Annotated in this window: 7 protein-coding genes; 2 read left to right on the top strand and 5 right to left on the bottom strand. The window is 62.5% G+C overall.

The window, feature by feature from the left end; all coding sequences use genetic code 11:
- Positions 1 to 142: 142 nt before the first annotated feature.
- From DMY87_RS22985 to DMY87_RS23005, 5 genes are all read right to left on the bottom strand, one after another.
- Positions 143 to 4,351, bottom strand: coding sequence for a hypothetical protein (locus DMY87_RS22985; RefSeq protein ID WP_110793975.1), 4,209 nt, complete (start codon positions 4,349 to 4,351; stop codon positions 143 to 145).
- A 28-nt stretch (positions 4,352 to 4,379) separates the two neighbouring features.
- A complete protein-coding gene (locus DMY87_RS22990; protein WP_110793976.1) occupies positions 4,380 to 9,425 on the bottom strand; it encodes a vWA domain-containing protein in 5,046 nt (1,681 codons plus the stop codon).
- Positions 9,426 to 9,600: 175 nt separating this feature from the next.
- Positions 9,601 to 10,095 carry a LolA-like protein gene (locus DMY87_RS22995; protein WP_110793977.1) on the bottom strand — a complete coding sequence of 165 codons (495 nt, stop codon included), beginning with the start codon at positions 10,093 to 10,095 and terminating at the stop codon, positions 9,601 to 9,603.
- Between the two features lie 213 nt (positions 10,096 to 10,308).
- Positions 10,309 to 10,704, bottom strand: coding sequence for a YybH family protein (locus DMY87_RS23000; RefSeq protein ID WP_110793978.1), 396 nt, complete (start codon positions 10,702 to 10,704; stop codon positions 10,309 to 10,311).
- A gap of 4 nt (positions 10,705 to 10,708) precedes the next feature.
- Entirely contained in the window at positions 10,709 to 11,353 is a 645-nt protein-coding gene (locus DMY87_RS23005; protein WP_110793979.1) for a TetR/AcrR family transcriptional regulator, read from the bottom strand.
- 138 nt (positions 11,354 to 11,491) lie between these two features.
- Here DMY87_RS23005 and DMY87_RS23010 point away from each other — a divergent pair, with 138 nt between their 5' ends.
- Complete coding sequence (locus DMY87_RS23010) at positions 11,492 to 12,565, top strand: ABC transporter substrate-binding protein (RefSeq protein ID WP_110793980.1); 1,074 nt, start codon at positions 11,492 to 11,494, stop codon at positions 12,563 to 12,565.
- 240 nt (positions 12,566 to 12,805) lie between these two features.
- Complete coding sequence (locus tag DMY87_RS23015) at positions 12,806 to 13,669, top strand: ABC transporter permease (protein ID WP_110793996.1); 864 nt, start codon at positions 12,806 to 12,808, stop codon at positions 13,667 to 13,669.
- The last annotated feature ends 1 nt before the right edge of the window (position 13,670 follow it).

Here is a 13,670-nt window from a genome sequence, read left to right on the forward strand (position 1 = left end):
CGTGAAAACAAAGACATAGGGCATTGAAGGCGACTCCGTTTTCGCCTGAAATCCTCTAGGACCCGATTGCAGAGGAAATCTGCAATCGGGTCAGTGGGCGACCTGTCGAAGGCAAGCCGACTGTATTCCCAAGACGCAAGGCCTAAGGCTTGACGGCCGAACCAAGACCGGAGAGACCGAGAAGCAGATTGTTGTAGCCCTGCGTCGCACCCAGCCCGAGGCCGGGATTCGTCTTTCCGCTTGATGGAGCCGGTTGCGGCAAGCCCGCCGGCGGCACGGAATTGGCCGCTGGAGACAGGACATCACCCGCGCCGGCACCGGCCCCGCCGAACCCGCCGGCTGTTCCGGGAACAGTGTTGGCAAGCGCCGGATTGGGGCGGCCATCCGGCAACTTTTGCTGCAGGCCTGTCTGGCCGAGTGGGTCGACCATGGAGGACCCAACTTCTCCGCTACCGCTGGCCGGAAGGGGAAGTGTTGGCTGCAGTGCGGGGTTCGGGCGGCCGTCGGGCTGCGTGGTCTGCACACCGGTCTGGCCGAGTGGATCAACGGTGGACGCACCACCCGACCCGCCGGTCGCGGGCAGTGGCAGCGTCGGCTGGACCGCAGGGTTCGGTTTGCCATCGGGCTGCGTGCTTTGCACACCGGTTTTTTCAAACGGATCGACACCACTGCTGCCAGAACTCGAAGGCGCAGGGCTCGGCGGCGGGGCGCTCGACAGATCGCCCTTTCTTCCGCCCTTCGACCAGGCTTCGAGGCGATTTTGCTCGGCATTGCCCAGGTTGTTCAAAGCCTGCTCATACGCCGCCTGGTTCTCGGGCGTTGGGTTCGCTTCGTAGCGGCTACCAGCCTCAGCCGCCCGCCTGTTCGCCTCGGCGGCCCTGGCCGTCCATTCGTCGATGTCCTTCTGCCCGTACTGATAGCCGTCCGGCTTGGGTGGCAAGCCGCGCGGAATATCCGGACCAACGTCAGGACCCGCACCGGATGCAGAATTGCCGGTTGCGGGCATCGGTGCCGTCGGCTGAACCGCGGGGTTCGGTTTGCCATCGGGCTGCGTGCTTTGCACACCGGTTTTTCCAAACGGATCGACACCGCTGCTGCCAGAACTCGAAGGCGCAGGGCTCGGCGGCGGGGCGCTCGACAGATCGCCTTTTCTTCCGCCCTTCGACCAGGCTTCGAGGCGATTTTGCTCGGCATTGCCAAGGTTATTCAGGGCCTGCTCATACGCCGCCTGGTTCTCGGGCGTTGGGTTCGCTTCATAGCGGCTACCAGCCTCCGCCGCACGCCTGTTCGCCTCGGCTGCCCTGGCCGTCCATTCGTCGATGTCCTTCTGCCCATACTGATAGCCATCCGGCTTGGGTGGCAAGCCGCGCGGAATATCCGGGCCGACGTCAGGACGCGCACCGGATGCCGGATCGCCGGGTGCCTTTGCCTCCTGCCCCTTTCCGTCGTTTGCAGCCGGGTTGATGCCGGTTTGTGCCTTGGGGCTGATCCCATTGGAGGGCGTTGGCATTTGCGGCGGATAGCCATCGCTGCCGGAGCGTGACCAGGCATTCAGGCGCTCTTGCATGGCGGCATCATAGTTGCGCATTGCATCTTCATATGCCTGTCTGTTTTCGGGCGACGGGTTTGCGTCCATTCGAGCCTTCGCGTCATAGGCCCGCTTCTGCGCGTCGACAGCCCTTTCATGTGCAGCTTGAGCCTCGGCTTCGGAGACGCGTCCGCTGCCCGGCGCAGGCTCTTCGGGAGGACCAGAACCTGGAGGCGGCCCACCGGGCGGTTCTTTCCCACCGTTGCCCGGCGGAGGACCACCCGGTGGGCCCGCTGGAGGTCCACCTGCACCACCAGCAGGAGGCGGCGGACCAACACCGCCGAGGCCTTGGCCGCCACCTTTGCGTGCCTCCCAATAGGGATCGGTGCCGTACCGGCTGCGCAAGCCGCCTTCGATGGCCCTATTGAGACTGGAGGCACCATTCATCAGGAAGGTCGTGGAAATGCCGGTCAACTGCGCCAGCATGGCTTGGGAGACACAGGTCTTCGCATATTTCTTGGCCCCCTCCTTCACCTCGTTCCAGTTCTTCGGAAGGTTCGGATTGCCCGTCTCGAAGGCATTCATGCCGGCATCGATGGCGGCTGTCGAAGCCATGCAGGCGATTTGCGACAAAAGCGTCTTGATCACCAGCACGAAGGCATATTCCACCAGCGACGTGCCCCATCCCTTGGGACCATAACCCAGTGTTTCGCCGGTGCGCGGATCGATCTTCCACCACACCTCCCTGCCCTTTTCGGCCTTGGGCGGCACGAGCACCAAGGCACCGGAAGAGAGATCGGCCTCAAGGCGTGCTGCAAAATCCGGATCAAGGCTCGCAAGCTGCGGATCGGCCTTATCGCGGATGAGCGTCCACCCGTATTGGTCCTGTTCGAAGGCAATCGCCGCATTGATCACATCCGGACCGCCACCGCCCAAAGCCAGCGCCTCGGTCAGCGTGTCGTGGACACCCTGAACCAGTCGCGCCTTGAAGGGCTCGACGCCGGAGAGAGCATCGACGGCGACGCCGCTCGAGACGATATCGAGCGCAGCCTGTGTCGTGAAATCGCCTGTGTTGCGATCGCGGGCCAACTCATTGTGCAGGGCAACGATCATCGGCTTGTCGAGATAGACTGCATCACCCACCGGGCTTTGCGAAAAACGGGCACCGACGAAACCGTCGAGCACCACCGGCACCGGCTTCATCTTGCCCAGCAGTTCCACGATGTTTCCGGGGATTTCGCCGAAGGGATCCTTGGCGATTTCGTCGAGGATCGGCTTGTTTTCCACGATTTTCTCGGCCTGACGGGCGAGAATCTGCTCGGCAGGCGGCGCGGCGGGCAGGATCATCGCCTGCACCTGGCCCAGCATCGCCATCGAGCGATCGAAGCGATCCTTGTCGTCGAGCTTCAGCCCCGAATAATCTCCCCTGGCGCGAAAAGCCGGACCGGCAATGTCGAACAGGGTGCGGCGGATTTCTTCCGGCGGAAGGCCGGGTCGTTCGATGGTGAAATCCAGCCATTCGGCCGTCAGTTCGCCCGCGTCGCCAACAGTCGTTGCCTCACCGGGAACAACCTGCCCGGCCTCTCCCGGCATGGACAAGGCATCCACCACCTTGCTGATGTCGCCAGCAACAGGCACGCCGATCACGGCAAAAGGATTGATCGGTGTTGGCTCAAGGTTGATCTCGCCACTGTCCTTGATCGAGCCTTGATTGAACTCCTCCTCGCCAATGGCAAGCGTCGGCAGCCATTCCTTCTGGGTTGCCAAAGCCGCCCGCAGCTTGGTCTGCAGGTTGCTCGGCGTGGTCGACGGCCATGTGGACGGCCATTGGGTCGGATAGTGATCAAGGCGGACCACCCTGCCGATCATGTCTGCGGCCCGCACCTTCTGCTCAAGCACGGTGCCGGTCAGAGCCTTGCCATCCTTGGCCTGTTCGATAACCAGCCGAATGGTAACGTGATGCCACAGATCGTCCGGCAGATCCCCCGGTGCAAGGGTTTCGTTCGCCTTTGTCAACGCCGTGCCGAAGGTTGCGGTCGGTTCCAGCGGATCAGCGGCCTGCCAGCCTTTGTCATTCACTTCGACCCACCAGTGATCGGCAAGGGACTGGCGCAGCAGGCTCTCATCGACGGCCTTTTCTCGCTCGGACGGCAGAGTGCCAAGGGCTGCGGCAACCGCCGAAACCTGGCCTGAGACCAATTCGTTTAACCGGGTGCCGACATTGCCTGCCTTGTCAGCGCTGACCTGAAGTGCCGCCTCGATCACATCGGGTTGCAGATCGTAGGTGGTGGCAAGCTCGGTGGGGCTTTCGGCTGGAACCGGGCCTGCTGGCAAAGAGGCAGCGACGGCCCCGCCGGCAGGTTCGCGCCAGGCGGCAAGCAGACCATCCAAAGTCGCATCATCCAGTATGCCATGGGCAAGTCGCACCTCGAAACCGGCCAATTCATAGAGCCGCGCCAGCAACAGCGATTGGTCGAGGCTATTGCCGCGTTGGTCCATCAGCACCCCGACCGGCCCCCTCAAGGCGCCCGGATACGGCACCCAGCGCGTCCGGCTGCGCAGAAAGCTGTAGAGGAGCGGCGCATCGATACCAATCGTATCCACCACGTCGTGCGGGTCCCACCGATCCCGTGGGACGTCTGCGAGACCATCTTCCAGCGCCTGAAGGCTGCGCTGCATGGCAATCGCATTGCGTGCCGCAATTTCCATCTTCGCCCCGGTGTCGAGGTCCTGTGCCGCCAGAGGCTGGAGGGCAAGCAGGAGGGCAAGTCCGGTCGCCAGGATCTTGCGGCCCGCCCGCACCATCGACATCAAGTCTCGCATCCCGTGTCTCCTCATGTCGCTTTGTCCATCATGGCCGTGCCAATTCCACACGCGATGTCTTGCCTTCCCGGACCGTGATCTGTTCGAAGGCACGGTCGCCAGCTCCACCGACAACAACCCGATACGTTCCGGCAGGCACCGGGACTGCAGGACCGCCAACCGTTCCGGACGCCACGTCCCTGCCATTGGCGTCCAGAACACTAAAGGGCTCGATCACGGCTTGCTCCATGGCCGCAGCAAGGCCTTTGGCATCGGCTGCATCGAGGAACGTACCGCCACCCTTTTCTGCCCAGTCCCGGAAGGTCTTCTTCAGGTCCTCGTTGTCGATCGCGAAGCCCACGATATTGACCCGCACATCCACGCCAGATGCCCTGAGGGCTGCAATCGCCTGTTCCGGATCGCCTCCGCAGGTCTCTTCGCCGTCGGTCACCAGAACGACGAGCTTCGGCCCCGTATTGGCCGCGAGATCGCCCGCGACGGCAGAAAGGGACGCCGCGATCGGTGTCTTCGACAGATTGATGGAACGGATCATGCCGATATTGGCGGCCATGAGGCCGGGATCGAGCGGTGAGAGCGGCGATCTCAGATTGGTCTCGCAGGAATCCGGCGCCGTATCCCCGAAAACGCGAAGCGCGGTCGGCGTGCCCGGCGGAATGATCCTGGAGGTCAGTTGCGTCAGAATGGATTGCGCAATTTCGATCTTCTGCTTGCCGTCCAGCCGCTGCAACATGCTGCCGGATGCATCGAGGATCAGTTCGAGCGCGGCCTGCCGAGGTCGCTTGTCGTCGACGGAGGGTGCGGCCGGCGCAGGTGAACCGGCTGCAAGCTGCGGCGGCGCCGCCACTTCGATGGCACCGGGGAGAGGCGGCGGTGCCTCCGATTTCGCGATGGACAGCGTGTAGTAGGCAGGGCGGCGGAGATAGGCGGACACCCGCTCGTAGACCACGTCCATTTCCGGCTGCGTGCGCGCCGAAGCATAGACGCCGCCATTGGCCGCAACCAGATCCTGCAACAGCTGCTTTTCGCGCAAGGGGTGGTCGAAGGCGCCAATATGGGCGGCAAAGATCCGGGTTCGCGTCTCGCCCAGTCGCTTCCACAGTTGCGGCTGGAGATCGTAGCCTGAGCTCGCCGCATCCGTGATGACGAGGATGGCTTTCGCCCCGGGCCTGTCTGCCATTCCATCCATCGCATTGAGCAGCGTCCTTTCGAGCCCGCTGGTGGTGCCGCCAGGTGGCGAGCGTGACAAGGCAGCCGCGACCTCGAATCCACGCTCGCTCCATTTGTCCATCAGGAAAGGCAGCTCGAATGGCATGATGTTGACGGCCTCGCGCCCCGGCCGGATTCCCTCCGAGAAATTGTTGAGCCCGGCGAGAATGATGGGCAGGAAACCGGCAATGCTGCCGCTTGCATCATAGGCGATCGCAACGGAGCGCGGCGGTTCAAAGACCTTGAGCCGATAGCGGCCACCGGCCGTGACTGGCGCCTCGACCTGTTGCCGGCGAGGACCGCTTGAGATCGTGCGAAGCGCTACGCTCTTTCCGTCGGTATCCGTCATCTCGACCACAGCGGCCAGCAGCGGCTCGCCCGTGAGATCAATCATCACACGCTCCACGCCTTCAGGCGCGGCAAAGACGAACCAATCCGTATCGATATCGACCTGAACGGCATCGGAGATCGTCTCTGTGAAAGCGAGATCACGCGGCGCGACTTCGCTATCCCCGTCGGTCAGGTTTGCGACCGGCGGCCTCTCCTCCGCAGGGCGCCTGAAAAAATCGGCCTGCGAGACCGGCTGGTCCATGCCCCATTCACCATTGATCGGCAGCGCATCCGCCGCAATCGGCACCTCTGCGATCGAAAGATGGGCAGGAAGTTTCAATGTCCCACTGACACTCGCCGCCTGTCTCGCCGAAAATCTGAGAAACCGTACAGGCGTCGCAGGCGAGAACGCAAGCTTTCGCGTCGTGGCTCCGTGTTCGACTGGAAGCACGCCAATCACGGTGAATGGGCCGAGCGCACTTTCGGTGCTTGCGCTGATTTCCATCTCTCCAAGGCGCTCGGCTTCCGCTGTCGCCGGGTCATCGGTCCATTCGATGCCGCCCAGGACAGCCTGCCGGTCATCGGCAAAACCAATGACGAATTCCGGCGCTTCACCTGCCGAAACCGCGATGGTTTGCGATGGCGCCCCGTCTGTCAGCATGGTCGAGCCGTCGTCATAATCAGCACCGATCTGGCTGGAGGACCAGACGAGATGTCCGCCATGGCTACGCTTGCCGACATCGATCGAGACGCCCCCTGGCACGCCAGGATTGGCCACCACCTTGAACTCGCCGAGCCCGACGCGACCCATGCCTGCGTGGCTCGACAACAGCCTCAGCCGCGCGACCTTGGCGACGATGGGCTGTGGCAAGGGAAAGGCCTGTTCGACATTGACCGGTTGCAATCGGCCCTTCAGCGCCGGCTCGAACCGGGTGCCGTCCGGTGAGAGCTCCAGTTCGAAATCGGCAAGCAGTTCATCCGGCGCCTGCGCCGAGGGAAAATAGGGATGCAGCAGGATGCCGTTGACCGGTTGCGGCTCTCGCCCACCCAGGGCAACAGTGACCTCGCGCGGGCCGGTGCCAAGGTCGCTCACATAGCCGTCTGACGACATCAGCCCGTCAAACAGCGTGGCTGCTGCGGAACTGCCGGCGGGATCGCCGGCATCCGGCACAATGCTGCCACCGAAGGCCGGCAATGCAAGATCCAGCCCGCCCCGCATGGACGGAGGAACCTGCGATAGGTCGGCGGCCGTGGCGGGGTCGACATCGTCGGAGATCGCAACCATGGCCGAGGCGGTCGCCTGCCCGCCGCCATCGTCCCTGGCCCTGACGGTCAGCATGGCTGCCGCTGCTTTCCATGCATCGGCCCGTGCAAGGAGAGAAACCGGCAGTTCGACAGCCTCGCCCGGCGCGATGGGCGTGGTCTCATTGGGCAGGTCAAGCGTCAGCTGATGGACCGAGGCCTGTGCGTCGAGACGCACGGCAAGCGCTTCGCCTCCCCGGTTTTCGATCCGCAACGTTCCGGCCACCCTCTGGCCGCGTGGCCAATAGGCGGCAAGCGTCTGCCGCGTCAGCTGAAGCTTCATGTCCAGCGGCAGGTTGGGGGGCTGGGCCGCACCGCCTGCAGGCGGCAGAAAGGGATCGAGCAGATCGAGCTTCACCTGATATCCCGAGACATCGTTTGCCAGGGCGTTCAGCGAGATCTGGTACGTGCCCAGCTCCCAGACGGCATCGAGGACCGAAGGGGAACCGTCGGCAAGCCCTGACGGTTGGTCCGGCTTGGCCAAGCCGCGCGCCACATTCCAGGCGATCTGCCGACCTTCAGCAGGCGTGATCGTCAGCGCGGCATGAACCGGTGTGGAGATCGAAAACCGGTAGCGATCGGTGTCACTGAGATCGGCAATCTCGCCTGACCGGAGAATGCCGAATTCGAGCCGTTCCGCCCCGGTCTCGCTGTCATTCGGCTCGCGTTCCATCCCCGGCTCGGGCTTGCCACCGCTTTCAACCGTAAGCTTGTAGCGAGCATCCGTCCCTGAAACGACAATCTGATTGGCTTCAGGGGAAAGAAGCATCCGATCCAGCAGGATCGGCGTCCCATCTGCAGCACCTTGCCGGATTGCCCGCTGGTGGCCCTGCGCATCCTCGACAGCGATGCTGACGGGAGATCCCGCGCTCCCGCCGCTGCCAGCAGCGACAAGCACAATCTTCCAGAGCTGCGGCTCGCCTTCGGGCCGGAGCAGGAAACGGTCTGTATCTGCCCCGGTCAACAGCCCCTCGATTTCGGTCTTTTGCGCATCCGGTGCCGCACCGTCAGCACTGGCCGACAGAATGTCGGTTAGTCCGGGTGTTGTGGCCGTATCGTTCGGTTCCACTTCGTGGCCGGGAACCCGCCTGCCCGCCTGGCGCAACAGGAGACGGTAGACGTCACCAACCGGTGCACTACCGGACACAACAGCAGCATAATCCCCAGGGGGCAGCACGAGATTGCCGAGCGACAGCGTGGAGCCCGACTTGCATTGCAGCGGCGCGCCACCGGACGAACTGATGCAGAGCTGCCGTGGCTCTCCTCGGGGGGACTCCAGCTGAAGCTCGAGCCGGCGTTCGGCCAATTGCGGCGTCACCGTGAACCGGTAGGAATCGACATCTGCCATACGGCTGGTACGGCCGGAAACTGCTTTTCCAAGAGGCAGAAGAAAACCGTCCGCAGGAGTTTCATTCGGCTCGTCTTCGCTGAGTGGCCGACGCGGCCCTTCGGGGATGCGGGTCACGCGAAAATCAAAGGGGGAGGCTCCAACGGCATTGACGTCAATCGATACAGGTCCCGCCGAAAAGCCGAGATCATCGAAGGAAAGCGGCGCGGTCACTTCGCCATAGACCGAGGTTTGCCGCTTGCCGTCCTGGGAAATGGCGACGGAGGCGATGGAACCGAGCGGAATATCCACATCAAACCGAAATTGCCGGCGGGCATCCGCCGCACTGAAAGGCCAGTCCAGATGCACGGGTTTTCCTGGTTCTGCGCGACCCGATTGCTGATCCATGCCCGTCGCGGGGGCCTCGGTCGCTGTCAGCGACCATGTCGTATCAGGCCCGGCATGGGAAAGGCCGATGAGATAGGTTCCAGCCGGCAGGAAGACCCGCTGCGCCTCGGCCGCGCCAGTTTGAGGCTCGGCCACAAGCGTCACCAGGGCGGGGCCGAGCGCCCCTTCGCCGGAGGGGAGATAAGCGTGAATCTCCGCGCGGACCTGAGTTCCGTACCCGCCGGCCAACTTGACCGTCCAGATCTTGCCCGCATCTGCGCCCTCGATAGACCAGTTGACGAAATCCTGATCATCCCCGTCAAACTGACCGTTGACACAAAATGGCCCCCGGAGCTCAGCACCGGGGTCGGTCTGCCCATCCTCGGCATCGGCCTCGATGCAGGCGGCAGTCTGGCCGGCGGCAACCAACTCCTGCGCAGACGCTGCCAGCCGGTTGCCCGATGCCAAGAGGATGGCCAGCAGCAGCACCCTGAAGATCGGGCCGAGGGGCGATTTCCTCATGGAAATTGAACCGCCGCAGGATACGACGCTCCTCCTCCACCGGGTGCCGCTTCGCGTCGGTCACATGCGGCTGCGGCGTCCGCAAAGCCGAGATCATGCTCCATAAAACCAAAGAACCCCGGCAAATCCGCCACAGCCAAGATACGCGACATCCGGGCTTTGCAGCGGCGCGGGCTCACGGGACCGGTGCCGTGACATTGTCGAAGGAGAGGGTGACATCGGTCTTGGCTTGCTCCGAGGTCATGCGCAGCGGCAGTCCGTCGGCCGTGCCGATCCACACGCGTTGCGGACCGAGATCGAGCCCACCTTGCATCGGTGGCGGGGTATAGGCATAAATCACTGCATCTTTACCAGCGACCTTGTCATCACCTATGCGGGCACAACCCTTGAGACTGGCAGCATCGGGGATGACCTTTTTCTGCGTTGCTGCGCGTCCGCCTGCGCCTAGGTCGACCGCGGTCCAGCCGGATTCCCGCTTGGTGTAGAGCCGATCACCCACCACGATGAACTCGGCCAACGGCTTGCCATTAAGCACCACGGTCTGCTTGTATGCCGGCACCTTTCCCAGCGCATTATAGGCATCAGCGACCGGCTGACAGTCGTTAGCTGCTGCCGTGACAGGAACAAGAAGAGTTGAGCAAAAGGCAAGGCCGAGAACGCAACGCCACATTCCAATTCCTCCGGTCCGTCGGTCCATTGGCTGAAACGCTATGGCAGGGCAGATTTCCCCACAACACCTCTTTTAGATACCGAAATCGCAAGCCACCAACTGGCCGCAGGCGCCTGACCGCGGAGCATCGCCGATCAGGCTGCGAAGACCGTGTCGGCTTCCGGCAAGGTCGCGAGATCATGCCAGCGCAACTGAGACGCAAGCCAGCAGCGGCTAGGTGAGGAGCTGTGAGAGATGTTCGTGAACGGCCAGCCATTGACCGTCCGGTTGACGAGCAAAGACAATGGTTTCACGCTCGTGGTTGACCACATCCTGGCCGCCAATCACGAGATCGGTCTCCACGGCATGGGTAAAGATTGCGACATCCCCGACGAGCTGCAGAGCGCGGTTCGTCGAGCGGCAAGCCTTGACGCGAAACCCGTCCCGGCTTTCCCAGAGCGCCCATTCCGCTTCATAGGCGGCGCGGGTGGAAAGAATGCGGTCGAGATTGTGAAAGATGAAGGTTGCCGACGGCGCAAAGGCGTCGAAATAGGCCTTGGTATCATGGCGACCGAAGGCCGTGAGGAGCGCGTCTGCTGCGGAAAGCACCGCTGTCGTATGATCTGTCATGTCTTCAGGAATTCGAAGCGGGACCAACACGCTTGACGCTGCTGATCAATTCGGCAATCGGGCGGTTCTGCTCCGCGACGCGGGTCTTCAACTGTTCAAGTGGCATGCTCTCATGCTTGCAGAACTCGATGAACATCATGTTGAGATTGTTGAAGAAAACCTCCCCCAGCGCCCGCGTGTCGACGCCGGCGATGACAACGCCGCGCCGCTGGAGCGTCCCGATCAGCTGGACAACCTGGGCGCATAGGCATGTGTCAAGTTCGGTGTAGCGCTTCGACAGAGGAGTCTCGGGCTGCTGGATTGCGGACGCCATCGCCGTGCGCCACATCTCTTTGCTGAGATAGACAAGCGAATGATCAAAATACTGGGCGATCAGCGCGCCGAGCGCCTCGTTCACACTCGGCGGCGGGTTGGCGACAATGCGCTCACCGGCCTCGATCACTTCGGTCACTTCCATCGAAACCGTGGCGACGAGGATATCACCCTTGTTCTGATAGTAGTTGTAAAGCGTGCCGACCGAGACCTCCGCCATCTCCGCGATGTCCTCGATGCGAGCACTGTCATAGCCCTGTTCGCGGAACAGGGTGGTGGCCGCTTCCAGGATGCGGCGGTTCCTGTCGGCCTTCTGGCGGGCGCGCAATCCGGTCATGATACCTCCGTTGAAATCTCCTCAAATTTGAGATTGACTTAAAAAATGAATTCACTCAATCTTTTTCTCAAGGCGCCGAAACGAGTGCCACTATTCAACACGGGGGCTCGATGGGGTCTTCGACAAGAGGGTGAACATATGGAAAAGACCGTACTTGGCGGGCTCTCCCGCCGCTTGCTTCTTGCGACAGTTGCCATGTCTGCTTTGTCAGGCGGAGCCTTCGCCCAGGAGGAACTCAACGCGCTCGTTTGGTGTGACCACACGGACCCCGCGCTGATCGAGCCCTTCGAAAAAGCCAACAACGTCAAGGTCAATCTGAAGGAATATGAAGGCACAGGCGCCGGTCTGTCGATCGTGGAACAGTCGCGTCCCGGCGATTGGGACGTCTTCGTCATCGACGGTGTCGACGTTCCGCGTGCCATAGAGATGGACCTCCTCGCCGAAATCCCGGCTGACAAGCTGCCGACTGCCGACATCTTCCCGGAGGTCCGCATGGAGGCCAACAACACCAAGGATGGCAAGATCTACGCCGTCACGGAAAAGTTCGGCTACAACACGATTTCCTACGACAAGACCAAGGTCGACCCGAAGGACATGGAAGACCTCTCGATCTTCTGGTCCGACAAGTACAAGGGCCGCATCGCCCTTTACGACTACTACCTGCCGATGATCGGCCTGACGGGTCTTGCCATCGGCAAGAAAACAGCGGACCTGACCGAGGACGACCTGCCGGCGATCCGGGAAAAGCTGTTCGAGATGAAGAAGGTTGCTCGCCAGGTGAGTGACGTCGTCGCCTCGCAGACGGCGCTGGTCAGCGGCGAAGTCGACATCATTCTCGGTGGCGGCGAGTGGGTCACTGCGGGTCTCACCGCCGAAAAACCGAACCTCGACTGGACCGTCCCGCAGCAGGGTGCCCTGCGCTGGGCCCAGTCGATCGGCGTTTTCAAGAATTCGACCAAGCAGGATCTGGCCACCAAGTTCGTCCAGTACATCCTGAGCCCTGAAGGGCAGGCAAAGCTCGCCACCTCCTCATGCTACTGGGGCATGCCGGCAAACTCGAAGGCCGGCGCGCAACTCTCAGCCGAGCAGAAGGCGGCTCTGCGATGGGACAAGCAGCCGGAATACCTGAAGAAGACACAGCTCTATCCGGTTGCGGATGCAGATCTGGACGCGGCGATGCAAGACATCTGGACGGAAATGCTGCAGCAGTAAACCGTCAGTGCGGCGCGGCGGCAAAAGGCCGGCCGCGCTGCATCTTCCTGGACGATGATGTGTAGGCGCCAGCCGCCATCTTTGCATTGTCGACGGAGGGTCTGCTCTCTCCTCCCGGCACAACGGGATTTGCTGATTGAAGTGAAGCATTGAACCGACATGACCCGCGTCGCCGCCATGATGACAGCCGGTCCCCCGTCCATCCGGACAGCCGATATCCAAGAACGGAGTGTCTCGTCCATGACCGCCACTGCCCTGGACCGTCGAGAACGCCGCAAGGCCTGGGGATTTGCGCTGCCGGCGGTCCTGTGGACCATCGCCTTTTTCCTCGTCCCATTTCTCTATATGGCGGCGATCAGCCTGTGGACCCGTGAGCGGCGCGAGATCGTCGCCAGCTGGACACTCGACAACTACGTGGCCTTCTTCGGCAAGCCGCATCTCCTGAAAGCACTGTTCAACTCCCTCGAAGTGACCGCCATCGTCACCGTCATTTCGATCCTCCTCGCCTATCCGCTGGCCTGGATCATCGCCGAGCGCGTGCCGCGCCGCTGGCAGCGCTTTGCCTTGATCATGGCGATCCTGCCGTTCTGGACCTCCTATGTGGTGCGCTCCTATTCCTGGCTTCTCGTGCTCTCCAAGGGGGGCGTCGTCAACCAGGCGCTGATGTGGACAGGGCTGATCGCTGAGCCACTGGAGCTTTCGGCCAACCGGATCGGCACAGTGATCGGCTTCGTGCACTTCTTCGTCATGCTTCTGACGCTGACCATATACGCCAATCTGGTCCAGCTCTCTCCCAACTATCGCCGCGCGGCAGCCGACCTCGGGGCGAGCGGCTTCCAGACCTTCTGGCATGTCATCCTGCCATTGACGCTACCCGGCATCATGGTTGGCGCCTTCCTCACCTTCGTTCTCTGCATCGGCGATTACATCACCCCGCAGATCCTCGGCGGCAACAACGAACTCGTGCTGCCGCAGGTCATCATGCTGCAGCTCGGCCGCCGCGCCGATTTCCCCATGGCAGCGGCCCTGTCGCTGGTGCTGATGGTGGTGGTGACGATCGCCTATCTCGCCTGCGCCCGCTGGCTGAAGATGGAGAGGACCTGAC

The sequence above is a fragment of the Peteryoungia wuzhouensis genome, assembly GCF_003205195.1.
Lineage (GTDB): Bacteria > Pseudomonadota > Alphaproteobacteria > Rhizobiales > Rhizobiaceae > Allorhizobium > Allorhizobium wuzhouense.